Here is a 17,469-nt window from a genome sequence, read left to right as displayed (position 1 = left end):
AATCGAGAAGCCTGGTGAAGCACTACGCGAACGAGCGCCTTGCACAGCTCGCGCGGGACCGCGGCATGCCGGACGAGTACGTCCGCGACCTGCGCGTGGTCGCCGGCGTCCTGCCCTTCAAGGTCAACGAGTACGTGGCCGACGAGCTGATCGACTGGTCGGCGGCGCCCGACGACCCGATCTTCCGGCTCACCTTCCCCCACCGCGACATGCTGCCCGCGCCGGTCTTCGACCAGATGGCGGCGCTGCTGGACGCCGGGGCACCGCGCGCCGAGCTGCGCGAGGCGGCCGCCGCCGCCCAGCGGGACCTCAACCCGCACCCGGGCGACCAGCTCGAGGCCAACGTGCCCACCCTGGACGGCCGCCGCCTCGACGGACTCCAGCACAAGTACGCCGAGACGGTGCTGGTCTTCCCCTCCCAGGGGCAGACCTGCCACTCGTACTGCGGCTACTGCTTCCGCTGGGCGCAGTTCGTCAGCCAGGAGGAGCTGCGCCAGGCGCTGCGCGACCCGGCGGACCTCACGGGCTACCTGGCCCACCACCCCGAGGTCACCGACGTGCTGTTCACCGGCGGCGACCCGATGATCATGCGGACCGACGTGGTACGCCGCTGGGTCGAGCCGCTGCTCGCACAGACCCCGTCGGTGCGCACCCTGCGGTTCGGCACCAAGGCGCTGTCGTACTGGCCGCAGCGGTTCACCACGGGCCCGGACGCGGACGACCTGCTGCGGCTGCTCGAACAGTGCGTCGCACAGGGCCGGCACGTGGCCCTCATGGCGCACTTCTCGCACCCGCGGGAGCTGGAGACGGACCAGGTGCGCGAGGCGATCGCCCGGATCCGCGCCACCGGCGCCGAGATACGGGCGCAGGCCCCGCTGGTCGCGCACGTCAACGACGACCCGGCCGCCTGGTCGCGGATGTGGCAGCTCCAGGTCGAACTGGGCGTCATCCCCTACTACATGTTCGTGGAGCGCGACACCGGGGCGAGCAGCTACTTCGGCCTGCCCCTCGTCCGCGCCCTCGACATCTACCGCGAGGCCGTCCGCGGCGTCTCCGGCCTGGCCAGGACCGCCCGCGGCCCGGTGATGTCGGCCGCACCCGGCAAGGTCATGCTGCACGGCACCACGGAGGTGGCGGGCGAGAAGGCGTTCGTCCTCAGCTTCCTCCAGGCCCGCCGGCCCGATTGGGTCGGGCGGCCGTTCTTCGCGGCGTACGACGAGCACGCCCAGTGGTACGACGAGCTCAAGCCGGTCTCCTTCGGTACCACCCTGCCGACGTCCGCAGGGGAGCCGTGGTGAGGCTCCACGTCCACGAGATCCGTCTCACGGACCACGACATCTGGCGCAGCGCCCGGGAGGCGATCCCGGTGCAGCCGGGCGTGCTCGTCGAGCTGACGGCGGGCGGCCGTTCCGGCTTCGGCGAGGCCTCGGCCTTCATGACCGACCGCTACAACTCCTCGCTCGACGCGCTGCACGCCTCGCTACGCTCCGTCGCCGGCGTCCTGCGGGAGCTGCCGGCCGACGACCCCGAGGGCGCCTGGTCGGTACTGGCCCCGTTGCTGGCCGACTCGCCGTTCGCGCTGGCCGCGCTGGACGTGGCCGCGCACGACCTGGCGGCCCGGCTGGCCGACGTACCGCTGTGGCGGCGGCTGGGCGCCGACGAGCCCGGGGAACTGCACTCCAGCTACAGCATCGGTCTCGACGAGCCCGATGTGATGGTGCGCAAGCTCCTGGACCGACCGGGCTGGCCCGCGTACAAGGTCAAGCTGGCCGCCCCCGGTGACCTGCACATCCTGAAGGCGCTGCGCGAACACACCGACGCACCGTTCTTCGTCGACGGGAACTGCGGCTGGGAGCCCGACGCGACGGCCGCCGCGCTCGGCGCGATGGCCGAACTCGGCGTGACGCTCCTTGAACAGCCCTTCCCCCGCGAGTCGTGGGCGGCGGCCAAGGCGCTCAAGGAGATGTCCCCGATCCCGGTCTACGCCGACGAGAGCATCACCGGGCCGCACGACCTCGACGCCTGCGCCCAGGCGTTCCACGGCGTGAACCTCAAGTTGATGAAGGCCGGGGGCGTCACGCCGGCCCTGCGGATGCTGCGCGCGGCGCGGGCCGCCGGCCTCGGCACCATGCTCGGCTGCATGCCCGAGTCCAGCGCGGGCGTCTCCGCGACGGCCCACCTGGGCCCGTTCGTCGACCACCTCGACGCCGACAGCATCGCGCTCCTGGCGGTGGACACCGGCACCGGCATCCTGCTGGACGGCACGGGCCGCATCACGCTGCCTTCGGCGGCCGGCACGGGCTTCGTGCCCGAGTATCGGGGACCGGCCTTCACCGTGCGTCCCGCGGCGGTCGGCCAGGCCGGCTGGGACGGCGACGAGCTGTCCGTACACCGCGACGGCACGGCGCTGGCCTCGGTACGGATCCGGCGTCGGCCGGTGCCCGGTCGGGCACCGGCGGACACGGTCCGGCAGCTCGACGTGCTGCCCGCGCCGTCCGCAGACCCGGCGACCGCCGAGGAACTGACGGCGCTCGTCCGCGGAGCGGTGACGCGCGCGGTCGCCGACGGGGCGGACACCGTCTGGCTCCGGACCGGACACGACGGCACCCGGGAAGCCTGCCGCGCGACCGGCTTCCACGCCCTGCCGGGCAGCGCCGGACATGACGGCGGCAGCGCTGACGTCGGCGACGGCCCCGAAGGCGGCAGCGATCTCGACGGCGGCCGGCCCGGCGACGGCACCCTCCCGGACGGCCACGGCCCGTCCTCCCTCATGCTCTGGAAGGCGGACCGACCCGCATGACCCACGTGCACGACGTGCAGCACCCCACGGCCGCCGGGGAATCCGCCGGCAGCGCGGCCCCGGCCGCGCCCCTGCTCCCCGCCGCCACGGCCGTAGCCCTCGCCGAGACGGCCCTGACCGGCGCCGGCCTGTCCGCCGGGGACGCCGGGGAGGTGGCGAAGGCCCTGACCGAGACGTCACTGCGCGGCATCGACACCCATGGCCTGCGGCTGCTGCCGCAGTACCTCGACGAGTTGGCCGACAAGATCGCCACCGCCCGTCCGGAGATCCGTACCGTCCGGGACAGCGGCGCGGCCGTGATGCTCGACGCCGACGGGGCGCTGGGCGTGGTGGCCGGCCTGGCCGCCGCCCGGATCGCAGCCGAGCGGGCCCGCAGCCACGGCGTGGCCGCGGTCGGCGTCCGCAACTCCAACCACTTCGGTGCGGCCTCCGTCTACAGCCGGTACCTGGCCCAGGAGGGCCTGGTCGGCATCGTCACCACCTCCGCCGCCTCGCGGGTCGCCCCCTTCTCCGGGACCGAACCGCTGTACGGCACCAACCCGTTGAGCTTCGCCGCCGCCGTCGAGGACGACGAGTTCGCCCTCGACATGGCGACGAGCCAGGTCTGCTTCGGCGAGATCAAGGAGCGCCGCAAGCAAGGCCGGGCACTGGACCCCGGCTGGGCGACCGACGCCGAGGGCCGCCCGGCCACCGACCCCGAGCAGGCGTACGCGCTCTCGCCGCTGGGCGGCTACAAGGGGCAGGGCCTGGCCATGGTGGCCACCCTGCTCGGCGCGGTGCTGACCGGTTCGCCGGCCGACTGGGAACTGGAGCACATCGGCGCCTCCACCCCCGGCCGCAGCCGCGGCATCGGCCACCTGATCGTCTGCCTGGACCCGGCCGCCTTCGCCGGTCGGCAGGACTTCGAGGCGGGGCTCGCCGGCATGCTCGACACCACCCGCGGCACCCGGCCCGGCGCCGATGCCGAGCAGCCCGTCCAGGTGCCCGGCGACCCGCAGCGGCGGATCGCCGCCCAGCGCACGGAGCTGGGCATTCCGCTGGACCCGCACACCGCTTCGGCCTTCGCGGCGCTCGCCGCGGAGCAGGGCGTGGCCTGGCCGGAGGTGTCGGCATGATCCTCGTCCTGCTCAGTCCGCGCAACGCGGGCCTGCCGTTCGCCGAGTGGCTGCGCGAGAAGTCGGGCCGACTGCTCGCCGTCACCGCGGAGGGCGTGGACCCCGGGCCCGGCTTCGCCGAGGTCGAACGGGTCCCGGACTACACCGACGACGCCGCCGTCCTCGACGCCGCCCGGCGGATGGCCGGCCGGCACGCCGTCACGCGCGTACTGGCCCTGGCCGAGGTGGACGTGGAGCGGGCCGCGGCGCTGCGCGCCGAACTCGGTCTGCCCGGCCAGCTCCCCGAAAGCGCCCGCGCGTACCGCGACAAGGTGCTGATGAAGGAGCTCGCGGCAGAGGGCGGGGTGGCGGTGCCGCCGTTCGCGGCGGTCGCCTCCGCGGCCGACGTCGAGGCGTTCATGACCGCCCACCCGGGCCCGGTCGTGGTCAAGCCGCGCGGCGGATCCGGTTCCACCGGCGTCGCGGTGCTGCACGACCCGGCGCGGATCCCGGAGCTGGCCGACCGGCTGACCGCCGGGGACCACGAGGTCGAGGGGTACGTCACCGGTCGCATGTGTCATGTGGACGCGCTGCACGTCGGCGGGGAGCCGGTGGTGTGCGTGCCGTCCGTCTACACCGACGGCGGCTGCCTGTCGCACTGGACCGACTCCGGCAACGGCAGCTGGACGCTGCCCGCCGACGACCCGCTGTACGAGCGGCTGGTCGCGGAGACCTGGAAGCTGGTCGGTGCGCTGCCCGCCGCCCCCGCGCTCTTCGTGCACGCCGAGTTCTTCGTGACGGACGCCGGCGGGATCGTGCTCTGTGAGATCGCCGGCCGGGTGGGCGGCACCCCGATCCCGGCCATGCTGGAGGCCCTGCTCGGTCTTGACCCGCGGCACCTGTGGGCCAGGATCGAGTGCGGGCTGCCGGTGGACCTGGACGCCGTACGCGCGCACGCCGCCGCCGCGCCGCTGGTGGCCAACTTCGGCCTGCCGCCGCGCGACGGTCGCATCGTCCGGCTGCCCGTCGAAGCGCCGGCCGGGACACGGGAGTTCACCGTCCTCGCCCGGCTCGGCGAGGACTGGGGCGGCGCCCGGTACGCGGGTCGCAAGTCCGGCGACTTCATCGCGACCTGGCTGGTCGAGGCGCAGGACGCCGGGGAACTGCTCGCCCTCCTCGACAAGACGGGCGCGGCGGCGGAAGCGGCGTTCGGCTGGGAACCGGCGGGCGCCGAGCCTGAGGGGGCGTCCCGGTGAGCGACCTGACCGCGGAGGTCCTGCATCCTGACCAGCGGCCCACCGCCGCCGCGTTCCCGGCCCTCGCCGCGCCCGCGGTGTTCTGGGAGGACGACCGCTGGTGGCGCTTCACCGAGCGCACCGACCTGCACGAGGTCCGCTACCTCGCCGTACGCGAGTCCGGCGAGCTGGTGGCCCTCGCCCCCCTGCTCGTCACCCGCGACGGCGGCGGGCTGCTCTTCTACGACACCCCGAAGATGACCGGCGAGCTCAACGCCTTCGGCGCCCCGGAGCTGCTGGCCCCGGCCGAGCGGGCACGCTGGGACGAGCTGGGCGGCAGCCTGGCCGAGGCCCGCCGCGGCCAGTACCCCTCCGTGGCACTGGCCGTGTTCGGCTCGCACCACGGCATCGTGCACGCCACCGGCCGCGACGCGGCCGGCCGGGCGCGGGTCCTCGCCGAGCTGCCGCGCCTCCTGGACGAGGCCGCGGCCGAACTCGGCTGCCGCAGCAGCTCCCTGCTGTACGCCACCGACGAGCAGGCCGCTGTTCTCGGCCCGGCGGCGGAGGCCCGCGGCCACGTCCCGGCCGTGCTCGGCGCCGAGTCCGTCCTGCGGCTCGACGCGCCGGACTGGGACGCGTACCTGGCGGGCCTGGCCAGCCGCAAGCGCAGGCGTGCCCACCGGGAGCTGGGCGAGTACGCGGAGGCCGGCTTCCGCACCGTGGTCCGTGAGGGGCCGGAGGCGCTCTCGGACTCGGTCGTCGACCTCCAGGTCGCCCTGCGTGCCAAGTACGGGCTTCCCGGCGGACGGCCCCGCGTCCAGCGGGACTTCGACGCCATCCGCGAGACGGTCGGCGACAGCTGCCTCGTGCTGAGCGCCGAACGCGACGGCGAGACCCTCGGCTTCGTCCTGTACCTGCGGGCCGGCCGGGCCCTGTACGGGCGGACGGCGGGCTTCGACGACGACCGGGCCAGGGGCGTCTACTTCGCCCTCACCTACCACGAGACGATCCGCTGGGCACTGGCCCACGACGTGCGCGAGATCTGGTACGGCCTCGCCGCTTACGACGCGAAGAAGCTGCGCGGCTGCGACCTCGAAGCGCGGCACGGCTGGTTCCGCTTCACCGGCGAGGGCCGCGCAGAGCTCGACGAGACCGTACGCCTGCAAGGGGCGAGCGAGCGCGACCGGCTGCTCGGCCTCGGGCAGGACAGCACCACCTCACAAGGAGACTGAGCAGACATGCCACTGACCCCGACCCCCTTCATCTGGATGGACGGCGAGCTGGTCCCCTGGGACGACGCGAAGGTGCATGTGCTCACGCCGAGCCTGCACTACGGATGGGGCGTCTACGAGGGCATCCGCGCCTACGCCACGGACTCGGGCCCGGCCGTGTTCCGGCTGCGCGAGCACATCGCGCGGCTGCGCGACTCGGCGCGCGTGTACCTGATGGAACTGCCCTGGACCGACGAAGAGCTGATCTCCGCGGTGCTCGAACTGGTCCGGATCAACGGCCACGAATCCTGCTACATCCGCCCCATCGCCTACCTGGGTTACGGCGAGATGGGCGTCGCGCCGCAGCTGGACGCGGTGAAGATGTCGATCGCGGTGTGGCCCTGGGGCTCGTACCTCGGCGACAAGGCCGAGGCGGAGGGCTGCCGGCTGATCGTCAGCAACTGGCAGCGCAACTCCCACCAGACGGTGCCGCCGCTCGCCAAGGCCACCGGCGCCTACGTCAACAGCGCGCTCGCCAAGGTGGGCGCGCTGCGTGCCGGATACGACGACGCGCTGATGCTGACCGCGACCGGACACGTCGCGGAGGCCTCGGCCGCCAACCTGTTCCTGGTGCGCGACGGCGCCCTGGTCACGCCGCCGGTCAGCGACGGGGTCCTGCCGGGCATCACCCGTGACAGCGTCATCACCATGGCCCGCGACCTGGGCCTGCAGGTGACGGAGCGGAGCATCCCGCGCAGCGAGGTCTACATCGCGGACGAGGCGTTCCTGACCGGGACCGCCGCCGAGATCGTGCCGGTCGCCTCGGTGGACGAGCGCCCTCTGGGTGCGGGCGGCGTCGGCCCGGTGACCAAGCAGCTGCGCGACCTCTTCCGTGACGTGGTCGGCGGCCGGCACGACGGGTACGCGCGCTGGCTGGAGCGGGCGTGAGCGCGGTGGAGGCGGCCGGGGAAGCGGCTGCGACCGCCGCGGCCGCCGCGCTGGAGAACGCCACGCGGCGGCTGCGGACGGTGCTGGACGCACCGGAGGCGGGCGAGGCCGGTCCGGCCGGTGCCTCTGCCTGGCGGGCCGCGCTGGACGAGGAGCTGTGCGACCGGCTGATCGACCTGGCGGCCGCCCGGGCCTGGGCCGCGCATCAGGCGGCCCCGGCCGGCGGGCAGGACCCGGCGGCCGACGTACTGCGCGGGTGCGCGCTGTGGGCCGTGGAGACGGACACCGCACGCGTCCTGGCCATGACCGGAACGGGCCGGCCCGCGACGGACGCCGACGTGCCGGACGGCACCGCACGTGCCGCCGTGGCGGCGCACGGCCAGGTGGCGGCCCTGGTCACCGCGCTGGCCGCGGCCGAGGTGTACGACGGGGTGCGCGATCGGCTGCGTACCGCGCTGGGCCCGTGCCCGGTCGGCCGGGCGGCCGCCGCCTGGGAGATCGCCGAGTCAGCGCTGTCGGGCCTGGGCACCACGCGAGACGAGTGGGTCGGGGCCGACCCGGCGCACACCGCCGCCGGCGGCTGGGTGCTGGTGGACCGCATCGGCCGGCTTGCGCTGGCCGTGGCTCTGCTGTCGGCCGCCCCGGCGTACCAGGACGAACAGGCCGAGACCTGCGTCAACGCGGCCCGCCGGTACACCTGGAACCACCTGCGCCAGCCGGCCCCGGAGGCCGCCACAGCCGTCCACGTACGGCGTACCGCCGAACTGGTCGACTGGATCGCCGGATCCGCGCCCGCGGAACGGAGCGGCGTATGAGCGAGCAGCCGAGCGGCACGAAGGAGGAGGAACAGCGCGCGGCCGGCCGGATCGCCGGCATGCTGCTCGCCGTCCTGCCCAGGACACCCGCGGGACGCCGGCTCGCGGCCGGCGCCGCGGTCGACTCGGTCGGCTCGGGCATGTTCCTGGCCGCCTCCACCCTGTACTTCGTCACGGTCGTCGGCCTGCCCGCCGCCCGGGTCGGCCTGGTGCTGTCCGTCGCCGCGGTGGCCGGGCTGCTCAGCCCCGTGCCGCTCGGCCGGCTGGCCGACCGAGTGGGTCCGGTGCGGGTGTACGTCGCCCTGCTGACGCTGCGCGGCCTCGGCTACGCCGGATTCGCACTGATCGACGACTTCTGGCCGTACGCCGTGCTCACCTGCGTGCTCACCGCTCTGGACCGTGGCTGCTCGCCCCTCCAGCAGGTGGTCGTGGGCATCGTCGAGGGCGGGCAGAACCAGACCCGGACGATGGCCTCCATCCGCTCGGTGCGCAACATCGGCCTGACCGCGGGCTTCCTGCTCGCGGGCGCGGTCCTCGCGATCCAGGAACGGGCGGCGTTCGTCGCGCTGTTCCTGGCGAACGCCGCGACCTTCTGGGTGATCGCCGCCGTGGTGGAGCAACTGCGCCGCCGGGCCGCGGCCGTGCCTCCGCCGGCCCCCGCACCGCAGGCGGATGCCGCCGAGCCTCAGCCCACAGCGGTCCGCAGTCCCTTCCGGGACCTGCGGTTCATGCTCTTCACCGTCTCCAACGGCGTGCTGTCACTGCACGACTCGGTGCTCTTCGTACTCCTGCCGCTGTGGCTGACCACAGCCACCGACGCACCGTCCTCGGCGGTCTCGGTGCTGCTCGCGGTCAACACCGTGCTGACCGTGCTGCTCCAGGTGTACGTGGCCCGGTTCGCCGAGACCACCGCGGGCGCCCTGAGACTCGTACCCGTCGCCCTCGTCCCGCTGCTGGTCTCGTGCGCGGCGTTCGCCGGCGCCGAGCACGTCCCGGTGTGGCCCGCCGCGGCCTGCGCGGTCCTCGCCGTGGTGCTGCTGACGGTGGGCGAGAACCTGCACTCGGTCGCCGTGTGGAACCTGTCGTACGAGCTGTCGCCCGTGCCGGCCCGGTCCCGCTACCTGGCCGCCTTCAGCCTGGGGATGACCGGCCAGCAGATCGTCGGCCCGGTCCTGATGACTGGCGTGCTGCTGCCGCTGGGCACGGCGGGCTGGGCCTTGCTCGCCGCGGTGTTCGCGCTGGCCGCCGTGGTGGTACGGGCCACTGGCGCACCCCGCGCGACGCCCGCCCCGGCGCTCTCTTCCGCTTCCAGTTCTCCCAGCGAGGTGACCCCATGACAGAACACGTGCTGATCGTCGGCGGCGGCAGGGAAATCCCCGGCCTGATCCGCGACGCGGGCGGCCCGGACGTCGTCACGACCATCCTGTGCCGGATGGACTTCGTCCCCAAGATCCGCAAGCCCGGGCAGCACGACCGGGTGCTGGCCCTGCGCAGCGACGCCCCCGACGCGGAGTGGATCGCGCTGGCCGCCGCCGTCCACGAGAGGCAGCCCTTCACCCGCGTGGGCACCTTCGGCGAGCGGGACCAGGACCGGGCCGCGGCGGTCGCCGCGGCCCTGGGCCTGCCCTGTCACTCGCCGCAGACCATCGCGTATGTCCACGACAAGGACGCGATGCGCCGTCGGCTGGCCGAACTCGGCGTGGACGAGACCCCGGGCGGGCGGGTCGCCGACGTGGCCGAACTGCGGGCCTTCCTGGCGCAGCACGGCACTCCGTGCGTGGTCAAGCCGGTGCAGGGAGCGGGCAGCTTCGGCGTCTCCGTGGTCCGCAGCGCCGAGGAGGCGGAGGCGGCCTTCGCCCGCGCCGCGGCCGACTTCGAGGTCATCCCGGACGCGGGCGTGCTGGTGGAGCGCTTCCACGAGGGCCCGCAGTTCAGCGTCGAGGCCTTCTCCGAGGACGGCGAGCACGAGATCCTCGCCGTGACGCGGAAGTTCTCCGACCCGGTGGGCTTCGTCGAGCTCGGCCACGTCGTGCCCGCCGAACTGTCCCCCGAGCAGACCGACGCGGTGCACGGGTACGTGCGGCGGCTGCTCGATGCCCTCGACATCACGTACGGCGTCACCCACACCGAGGTCGTGCTGACGGCGGCCGGACCCCGGGTCATCGAGACCCACGTCCGACTCGCCGGCGACGAGATCCCGTACCTGGTTCACGACGTCACCGGAGTCGACCTGGTGGACTGCGTGGTGCGCCAGACGCTGGGACAGCCGGTCCTTGCGGACATCCGCAAGACGCTGGCCGACCCGTCGGTGGACCGCAGCCCGGAGGCGATCTGGTTCGCCGTCCCGCAGGCCCGCGGCACCCTCGCGCGGATCGGCGGCCTGGACGAAGCCGCCGCCCGACCGGGCGTGGTGGCCGCCGAGGCCCTGCTCGACGCCGGCGACGTGCTGGGGGACCTGGACAGCTCGGAGTCCCGGGCGGCCTTCGTACGCGCCCGGGGTGCGGACGCGGCCGAGGCCGTGGAGCGCGCCCGGCAGGCCGTGGCGGCGCTGGAGTTCGAGGTCACGGTGTCCGGTGACGGTGCGGCCGGCGGCGCGGGGAACTGGATCTGACATGACGGCGGCACAGGAAGTCTCCGGCTCGGCGAGCGCCGGCATCCGCGCGTCGGGGGAGCTGGCCGAGCTGGCGCGCAAGGTCCTGCCGAGGGCCGCGTACGAGTTCTACGCCGCCGGGTCGGACGAGGAGATAAGCGTGGGCGAGGCGGCGGCCGCCTGGCGCGGCCGACGACTGCTGCCACGGGTGCTTCGCGACGTCTCGTCCGTCGAAACGGACGTCGACCTGCTGGGGACCAGGCTCGCGTCGCCGGTGCTCGCCGGCCCGACGGCCTTCCACCGCATGGCGCACGACGAGGGCGAGACGGCCACGGCGGCGGGCGTCGCCGCGGCCGGCTCGCTGCTCGTGCTCTCCTCCCGCGCGACCCGCCACCCGGAGGACGTCGCCGCGGTGGCCGGGCCCTGGTGGTACCAGGTGTACTGGCTGCGGGACGCGGAGATCACCCGCCGCCAGGTCGATCGGGCTGTCGCCGCCGGCGCGCGGGCCCTGGTGCTGACGGTCGACGCCCCGTACGTGCCGCCCCGGGCGACTTCGGGACTGCCGCTGCCCCTGCCCGAGGACGACGAGCTGTGCCGCTCGGTGGGCATCGGCACCCGGCTGCCCGGCTGGGAACAGGACCCTTCGCTGGGTCTGGACGCCATCGGCCGACTGCACCGGATGTCCGGGCTGCCCGTCCTGGTCAAGGGGGTGTTGCGGGCCGACGACGCCAGGGCGTGCGTGGCCGCGGGCGCGGCCGGGTTGATCGTCTCCAACCACGGCGGCAGGCAGCTGGACCGCGCGGTCTCCTCCGCGGACGCCCTCCCCGCTGTCGCGGCGGCGGTGGGCACCGAGGTCCCGGTCCTCGTCGACGGCGGCATCCGCACCGGCACCGACGTGCTGGTAGCCCTCGCCCTGGGCGCCCGGGCCGTTCTGCTGGGCCGTCCCGTCGTCTGGTCCCTGGCCCTCGGCGGCGCCGCGGGCGTCACCACCCTCCTGGACTCGTACCGCGCCCAACTCGCCACGTCCATGGCCCTCGCCGGCTGCGCCCGGCTCGCGGACATCGACGGGGAGCTGCTGTACGGAGGGCCCTGACTCGCTCTGCACATGACCGTACCGATCGACCGCGACGCAGGCTGCGCGGTCGATCGGTACGGTCATGTGCAGAGCGACCAGGTGTCCGCACAACGACCCGCCAGGCCCGATACGCCGCCATCCACCACCCCGAACAAGCATCGAGCGACCCCCGAAACGACGAAGATCCCGCCCGATCTTGCGATCGGACGGGATCTCGTCACCATTCCTGAGCTGACTCAAGAACAGTCGTCTGTGGACCTGTGGGGATTTGAACCCCAGACCCCCTCGATGCGAACGAGGTGCGCTACCAGACTGCGCCACAGGCCCTTGCGACGTGTGAAACATTAGCATCCCGATCGGGAAGAACAAAAATCACTTCCTCCCCAGGTCAGCCGGGGGGCCGTCGCGGCCCCCGGCCGGGGTCATTCGTTGGCCGCTCGGGGGCGGTCGTCGTCGGCGTACTGGTCGAAGAGCGGGGTGCGGCCGTGGTCGCGGCCGCGGCGGGGCTGGGCGGTGCGCTGGCGGGGCGCCGGGGGCGGGGTGGGGGCCGGGTCGGCCGCCGTGGAGGAGCGGGCCGCGCTCCAGGTCTCCGGGTCCGTGATGTCGATGCCGCTCGTGGCGCGCGGGGCGACCGGGGCCGTGACGTACGTGGGGAGCGGCACCGGGACCGGGTCCCAGCTGTCGCCGCGGGCCGGCCCGCGCTCGCGCTGCTGGTCCACCCACTCCGCGTGGTCGGTCTGTTCGACCAGGGCGCGCCGGTCCGCCTCCTGCGGGGAGACCGCGGGGGCCACCGGGGCCGGGTCGGCCTCCGGCTCCGGGGTCGGGACCGGGCGGCGGCTCTCGCGCAGGCGGGCGGCGGCGGCTTCGGCGCGGCGCCGGTCCATCACGTACACGAAGCGCCGGCGCTCCTGGATCCGCAGGTGCACGATGTACGCGCTGAGGAGCAGCGCCGGGACCGCCGGGGCCCACAGGAAGGCGACGCCGCCGACGGCCGCGACGACCGCGCCGAGGGTGAAGGCGGCGAAGAGGAGCGTCGTGGTCCGGCGGCGCCGGGCGAGGACCTTGCCCCGGCGGGCGCGCTCGGCGGCGCCGGGGGCGGGCCGGGCCTGCGCGGGGGCGGGCGCCGGTTCCGGGCCGGGTTCCGGGAGTTCCAGGCGCGCTTCCGTCCTGGCCGCGGGCGCGGAGAAGGCCCGGACGTCGACCGAGCTCAGATGCTCGGTCTCCGCGTCCGGGTCCACGTCGGGCGTCGGTCCCTCCGCCGTACGGTCCCGCTCCTTGAGCTCCTTGGCGTACCGGCGCTCCATGCCCGCCCGTCCGGAAAGCAGCCGGATGGCGGTGCTGAAGCGTTCCGTCGGACGGGCTTCGTTCAGCTCGTCCTGCCTGCGGAGCCACATCGGCACCAAGTAGGCGGCCCAGGCCCCGACGATGACTGCGTAGATGAGGCCGCTGCTGCTCACGCCTCACACGGTAGAGGGGTTCTGTAACACGCATCGGCCAATTGGCCCGGTGTGTCGCACGATCTGGCTGATATCACTGAACTTTTTTGTGATTGTTCAGATCGATTGGTGCCAACTGGCGATTAAATTCGAACACTTATTGCATTCTTGCGCGGTGCCAGCGCCTCAGAAGTCCCTCCGGCACCTCCTCCGCCGTCAGCGCGAACACCAGATGGTCCCGCCACGCCCCGTCGATGTGGAGATAGCGGGGGCGGAGGCCTTCTTCCCGGAAGCCGAGCTTCTCCACCACCCGGCGCGAAGGCCCGTTCTCCGGGCGGATGCACACCTCCATGCGGTGCAACCCGACCACCCGGAAGCAATGGTCGACGGCGAGCGCGACCGCCGTCGGCATCACCCCGCGCCCGGCCACCTCGTTGTCCACCCAGTACCCCACGTGCCCCGAGCACATCGAGCCCCAGGTGATCCCGGCCACCGTCAACTGCCCGACGAGCCGCCCCCGGTACTCGATCACGAACGGCAGCATCCGGCCGGCGTTCGCCTCCGACCGCAGATGGCGGACCATCTGACGGAACGTGGGCCGCTGCGCGACCGGAGCGCCCGGCGGCGCCGGCGGGACCGTCGCCTCCCAGGGCCGCAGCCACTCGCGGTTGCGCCGGTTCACCTCGCGCCAAACCGCCTGGTCGCGCATCTTTATCGGTCGGAGCAGCACCTCGCCGTCGACGAGGACCACCGGCCAGGACGGGATCACGACGCTCTCGGGTGGTCGCCGCCGCGGATCTGGTCCACGGCATGGCGCAGGAGCGGCTCCAGGACCGCGAGCCCGTCGCGCACCCCGCCGGGGGACCCCGGCAGGTTCACGATCAGCGTGCCGCCCGCGACCCCGGCCAGGCCGCGCGAGAGCGCCGCCGTCGGGACCTTCTCGCGGCCGTACGCGCGGATCGCCTCCGGGATGCCGGGGATCTCCCGCTCCAGGACCCGGCGGGTCGCCTCCGGGGTCTCGTCGGTGGGCGAGATGCCCGTGCCGCCGGTGGTGACGATCACGTCGTACCCGGCGGCCACCCCGTCGCGCAGGGCCTCCTCCACGGGCGCCCCGTCCGGGACGACCCGCGGGCCGTCCACGGCGAACCGCATCCGGGTCAGGCCCTCGGCGATCAGCGGACCGCCCCTGTCCTCGTACACCCCGGCCGAGGCCCGGTTGGAGGCGGTGACGACCAGCGCGCGGTAGGCCGCCGCCGGGACCTCCTCGGGCGCGCCGGACGGCGCCTCGTGCTCGTGCTCGTGTGTCCCGGCCACCCGGCCCGCGCGCGTCACGCCTCGGCCCTCGTCCAGTGGCCCGACTTGCCGCCCGTCTTCTCCTCCACCCGCACGTCGGAGATGACCGCGCCCTTGTCGACCGCCTTGATCATGTCGACCACGGTCAGGGCCGCCACCGAGACCGCCGTGAGGGCCTCCATCTCGACGCCCGTGCGGTCCGTGGTCTTCACCGTCGCCAGGATCTCGACCGCCTCGTCCGTGACCGCCAGGTCCAGCGTGACGCCCGAGACGGCCAGCGGGTGGCAGAGCGGGATGAGGTCCGGGGTCTTCTTGGCGCCCATGATCCCGGCGATGCGGGCGGTGGCGAGCGCGTCGCCCTTCGGGACGCCCTCGCCGCGCAGCAGCTCGATCACGCGCGGCGAGACGAGGACCCGGCCGCTGGCGCGGGCGGTGCGGGACGTGACGTCCTTCGCCGATACGTCGACCATGCGGGCCGCGCCCGCCTCGTCGATGTGGGTGAGACCTTGCTGCGTGCTCATGGCCGTGACACTCCCGGTCGCTGTGTGAAGGACGACACCGTACCCTCAGCGTCGCCCCCTCAGCCGAGGAGGACCACTTCCAGCTCGTCGCCCGGCTCCACGCTCTCCGTCTCCTCCGGGACCACGAGCAGGCAGTCCGCGTGCGCGAGGGCCGCGATCAGGTGGGATCCGGCACCGCCCACGGGTGTGACGGCGCCCGTCTCCCGGTCGTACCTGCCGCGCAGGAACTGACGGCGGCCGGCCGGGGACGACAGGGCCTTGTCCGCGTCGAGCACCGCCCGCACCCGCGGCCGGTGCAGGTCCTCGACGCCCATCAGCGCGCGGATCGCGGGGCGCACGAACAGCTCGAAGGAGACGTATGACGAGACCGGGTTCCCCGGGAGGGCGAGCAGCGGAATCTGTTCGGCGCCGATCGCGCCGAAGCCCTGCGGCTTGCCCGGCTGCATGGCCAGCTTGCGGAAGTCGACCTGCCCGTCGGCGGTCAGCGCCTCCTTCACCACGTCGTACGCGCCGACGCTCACCCCGCCGGTGGTCACGATCAGGTCGGCCCGGATGAGCTGGTCCTCGATGGTGGAGCGCAGCGACTCCGCGTCGTCGGCGACGGCCCCCACCCGGTAGGCCAGGGCGCCGGCGTCCCGCGCGGCGGCGGCGAGCGCGAAGCTGTTGGAGTCGTGGATCTGGCCCTCGCCCAGCGGCTCGCCGGGCTGGACGAGCTCGCTTCCGGTGGAGAGGACGACGACCCGGGGGCGGGGGCGGACCTTCACGGTGCCCCGGCCGATCGCGGCGAGCAGGCCGATCTGCGGCGGCCCGAGGACCGTGCCCGCCTCCAGGGCCAGCTCCCCGGCCCGTACGTCGCTGCCCGCCCTGCGGACGTGGGCGCCGGCCTCGGCGGCCCGGTGGACCCTGACCTCGCCGCCGGCCCCCTCGGGGGCGGTGCTCGCGGCGGTCATGCCGGTGGCCGCGCCGCCGCCCGTGCCGCCGTCGGTCCACTCGACGGGGACGACGGCCTCGGCACCGGGCGGCAGCGGGGCGCCGGTCATGATCCGGGCGGCCTGGCCGGGGCCGACCTCCGGCAGGCCGCCGGCGCCCGCGGCGACGTCGCCGATGACGGTGAGGACGGCGGGGAACTCCTCGGTGGCGCCGGAGACGTCGGCGACCCGGACCGCGTACCCGTCCATGGAGCTGTTGTCGAAGGGGGGCAGCGCGACCGGCACCGTCACGTCCTCGACGAGGACGCAGCCCTGGGCGTCGAGGAGTTGCAGCTCGATCGGTTCGAGCGGGGCGACCGTCGCGAGGATGTCGGCGAGGTGCTCGTCCACCGACCACAGGCCGCGGGCCGGGCCCGCGCAGGGGTCCGCGGGGCCGTGCCCGTGATCGTGGGCGTCGTGCCCGCCATGGCCGTCGTGGCCGTGGTCGTCGTGCTCGTCGTGGGACGGCGACGGTGCCGCGCTGCTGCTCAAGGTGCTACATCTCCTCGCTGACGTATCTCCGGAGCCAGGCCCGGAAGTCCGGTCCCAGATCTTCACGTTCGCACGCGAGTCTGACAATGGCACGCAGATAGTCCCCGCGGTCGCCGGTGTCATAGCGGCGCCCCTTGAACACCACGCCGTGCACCGGGCCGCCGATCTTCTCGTCCGAGGCGAGCTTCTGCAGGGCGTCGGTCAGCTGGATCTCGCCGCCGCGGCCCGGCTCGGTCTCCCGCAGCGTCTCGAAAACGGCCGGATCCAGGACGTAACGGCCGATGATCGCGTAATTGCTGGGCGCCTCGCCCGGGTCCGGCTTCTCGACCAGGTCCGTCACCTTCACGACGTCCGGGTCGGCGGTCGCCTCGACCGCCGCGCAGCCGTAGAGGTGGATCTGCGAGGGCTCGACCTCCATCAGCGCGATGACGCTCCCGCCCTCCCGCTCCTGGACCTCCACCATGCGCGCGAGCAGCGGGTCGCGCGGGTCGATCAGGTCGTCGCCGAGGAGCACCGCGAAGGGCTGGTCGCCGACGTGCGGGGCGGCGCAGAGCACGGCGTGGCCCAGGCCGCGCGGAGCGCCCTGGCGGACGTAGTGCATGGTGGCCAGGTCGCTGGACTCCTGGACCTTGGAAAGGCGTTCGTCGTCGCCCTTCCGGGTCAGGGCTTCCTCCAGCTCGTAGTTCCGGTCGAAGTGGTCCTCCAGGGGACGCTTGTTCCGGCCGGTGATCATCAGAACGTCCGAGAGCCCGGCCGCGACGGCCTCCTCGACGACGTACTGGATCGCCGGCTTGTCGACGACCGGCAGCATCTCCTTCGGCGTCGCCTTGGTCGCCGGGAGGAAGCGGGTACCGAGACCGGCGGCGGGGATGACAGCCTTGCTGATCCGGCCGAGCCTGGGGAGCGACTGATTCATGCGGTGAACCTTAGTCGTTCGTAATGAGAAGAAGATGTGCCTTCGGTTAACTTCCTTCACATAAAGACACTTACA

The 17,469-nt window shown here is 73.8% G+C and carries 16 protein-coding genes and 1 tRNA gene; 10 read left to right on the top strand and 7 right to left on the bottom strand.

What is annotated here, in order from left to right:
- Positions 1–14: 14 nt before the first annotated feature.
- From ACIGW4_RS21700 to ACIGW4_RS21655, 10 genes are read left to right on the top strand one after another with little or no spacing between them, the layout of a single operon-like run.
- Positions 15–1,298, top strand: a complete 1,284-nt coding sequence (locus tag ACIGW4_RS21700; protein WP_359587813.1) for a lysine 2,3-aminomutase — start codon at positions 15–17, stop codon at positions 1,296–1,298.
- Positions 1,295–2,800 carry a dipeptide epimerase gene (locus tag ACIGW4_RS21695; protein ID WP_399582364.1) on the top strand — a complete coding sequence of 502 codons (1,506 nt, stop codon included), beginning with the start codon at positions 1,295–1,297 and terminating at the stop codon, positions 2,798–2,800. The genes ACIGW4_RS21700 and ACIGW4_RS21695 overlap by 4 nt, the downstream gene beginning before the upstream one ends.
- Positions 2,797–3,915 (top strand): Ldh family oxidoreductase, encoded by a 1,119-nt coding sequence (locus ACIGW4_RS21690; protein ID WP_123459104.1) that lies wholly within the window; start codon positions 2,797–2,799, stop codon positions 3,913–3,915. Before ACIGW4_RS21695 ends, ACIGW4_RS21690 begins: the two co-directional genes overlap by 4 nt.
- Positions 3,912–5,150, top strand: a complete 1,239-nt coding sequence (locus ACIGW4_RS21685; protein WP_399582363.1) for an acetyl-CoA carboxylase biotin carboxylase subunit family protein — start codon at positions 3,912–3,914, stop codon at positions 5,148–5,150. The genes ACIGW4_RS21690 and ACIGW4_RS21685 overlap by 4 nt, the downstream gene beginning before the upstream one ends.
- Positions 5,147–6,361 (top strand): GNAT family N-acetyltransferase, encoded by a 1,215-nt coding sequence (locus ACIGW4_RS21680; protein WP_359587808.1) that lies wholly within the window; start codon positions 5,147–5,149, stop codon positions 6,359–6,361. Before ACIGW4_RS21685 ends, ACIGW4_RS21680 begins: the two co-directional genes overlap by 4 nt.
- A 6-nt stretch (positions 6,362–6,367) precedes the next feature.
- Positions 6,368–7,288: a branched-chain amino acid transaminase gene (locus tag ACIGW4_RS21675; protein ID WP_123459101.1), complete on the top strand. Its 921-nt coding sequence runs from the start codon at positions 6,368–6,370 to the stop codon at positions 7,286–7,288.
- Complete coding sequence (locus ACIGW4_RS21670; protein WP_398712402.1) at positions 7,285–8,103, top strand: hypothetical protein; 819 nt, start codon at positions 7,285–7,287, stop codon at positions 8,101–8,103. The genes ACIGW4_RS21675 and ACIGW4_RS21670 overlap by 4 nt, the downstream gene beginning before the upstream one ends.
- Positions 8,100–9,440, top strand: a complete 1,341-nt coding sequence (locus ACIGW4_RS21665) for an MFS transporter (RefSeq protein ID WP_399582360.1) — start codon at positions 8,100–8,102, stop codon at positions 9,438–9,440. The genes ACIGW4_RS21670 and ACIGW4_RS21665 overlap by 4 nt, the downstream gene beginning before the upstream one ends.
- Positions 9,437–10,714 (top strand): ATP-grasp domain-containing protein, encoded by a 1,278-nt coding sequence (locus ACIGW4_RS21660; protein WP_398712406.1) that lies wholly within the window; start codon positions 9,437–9,439, stop codon positions 10,712–10,714. Before ACIGW4_RS21665 ends, ACIGW4_RS21660 begins: the two co-directional genes overlap by 4 nt.
- Position 10,715: 1 nt before the next feature.
- Positions 10,716–11,786 carry an alpha-hydroxy acid oxidase gene (locus ACIGW4_RS21655; protein ID WP_399582359.1) on the top strand — a complete coding sequence of 357 codons (1,071 nt, stop codon included), beginning with the start codon at positions 10,716–10,718 and terminating at the stop codon, positions 11,784–11,786.
- A gap of 235 nt (positions 11,787–12,021) precedes the next feature.
- On the opposite strand, the gene ACIGW4_RS21650 is transcribed toward ACIGW4_RS21655, so the two are convergent.
- The 7 genes from ACIGW4_RS21650 to galU form a co-directional block, all read right to left on the bottom strand.
- Positions 12,022–12,095, bottom strand: a tRNA-Ala gene (locus ACIGW4_RS21650).
- 95 nt (positions 12,096–12,190) lie between these two features.
- Positions 12,191–13,225: a gephyrin-like molybdotransferase receptor GlpR gene (gene glpR, locus ACIGW4_RS21645; RefSeq protein WP_123459096.1), complete on the bottom strand. Its 1,035-nt coding sequence runs from the start codon at positions 13,223–13,225 to the stop codon at positions 12,191–12,193.
- Positions 13,226–13,361: 136 nt separating this feature from the next.
- Entirely contained in the window at positions 13,362–13,973 is a 612-nt protein-coding gene (locus ACIGW4_RS21640; protein ID WP_123459095.1) for a GNAT family N-acetyltransferase, read from the bottom strand.
- Positions 13,970–14,440 carry a molybdenum cofactor biosynthesis protein B gene (locus ACIGW4_RS21635; RefSeq protein WP_398712442.1) on the bottom strand — a complete coding sequence of 157 codons (471 nt, stop codon included), beginning with the start codon at positions 14,438–14,440 and terminating at the stop codon, positions 13,970–13,972. The genes ACIGW4_RS21640 and ACIGW4_RS21635 overlap by 4 nt, the downstream gene beginning before the upstream one ends.
- Positions 14,441–14,532: 92 nt before the next feature.
- Positions 14,533–15,018 carry a cyclic pyranopterin monophosphate synthase MoaC gene (moaC, locus tag ACIGW4_RS21630; protein WP_030690225.1) on the bottom strand — a complete coding sequence of 162 codons (486 nt, stop codon included), beginning with the start codon at positions 15,016–15,018 and terminating at the stop codon, positions 14,533–14,535.
- Between the two features lie 59 nt (positions 15,019–15,077).
- Positions 15,078–16,337 carry a gephyrin-like molybdotransferase Glp gene (glp, locus tag ACIGW4_RS21625; RefSeq protein WP_185094955.1) on the bottom strand — a complete coding sequence of 420 codons (1,260 nt, stop codon included), beginning with the start codon at positions 16,335–16,337 and terminating at the stop codon, positions 15,078–15,080.
- A 145-nt stretch (positions 16,338–16,482) separates the two neighbouring features.
- Positions 16,483–17,394, bottom strand: a complete 912-nt coding sequence (gene galU / locus ACIGW4_RS21620; RefSeq protein ID WP_123459093.1) for a UTP--glucose-1-phosphate uridylyltransferase GalU — start codon at positions 17,392–17,394, stop codon at positions 16,483–16,485.
- Between the last annotated feature and the right edge of the window lie 75 nt (positions 17,395–17,469).

The organism is Streptomyces sp. NPDC053513 (genome assembly GCF_044544765.1).
GTDB classification, from domain to species: Bacteria; Actinomycetota; Actinomycetes; order Streptomycetales; family Streptomycetaceae; genus Streptomyces; species Streptomyces litmocidini.
This window is presented reverse-complemented; position numbering and strand designations above follow the sequence as displayed.

Excerpts from the sequence above, each read along its gene's own strand:
- ACIGW4_RS21690 (WP_123459104.1), top strand. The coding sequence starts at position 2,797 with ATGACCCACGTGCACGACGTGCAGCACCCCACGGCCGCCGGGGAATCC.
- ACIGW4_RS21660 (WP_398712406.1), top strand. The coding sequence starts at position 9,437 with ATGACAGAACACGTGCTGATCGTCGGCGGCGGCAGGGAAATCCCCGGC.
- ACIGW4_RS21655 (WP_399582359.1), top strand. The coding sequence starts at position 10,716 with ATGACGGCGGCACAGGAAGTCTCCGGCTCGGCGAGCGCCGGCATCCGC.
- galU (WP_123459093.1), bottom strand. The coding sequence starts at position 17,394 with ATGAATCAGTCGCTCCCCAGGCTCGGCCGGATCAGCAAGGCTGTCATC.
- ACIGW4_RS21685 (WP_399582363.1), top strand. The coding sequence starts at position 3,912 with ATGATCCTCGTCCTGCTCAGTCCGCGCAACGCGGGCCTGCCGTTCGCC.
- ACIGW4_RS21665 (WP_399582360.1), top strand. The coding sequence starts at position 8,100 with ATGAGCGAGCAGCCGAGCGGCACGAAGGAGGAGGAACAGCGCGCGGCC.
- ACIGW4_RS21675 (WP_123459101.1), top strand. The coding sequence starts at position 6,368 with ATGCCACTGACCCCGACCCCCTTCATCTGGATGGACGGCGAGCTGGTC.
- moaC (WP_030690225.1), bottom strand. The coding sequence starts at position 15,018 with ATGAGCACGCAGCAAGGTCTCACCCACATCGACGAGGCGGGCGCGGCC.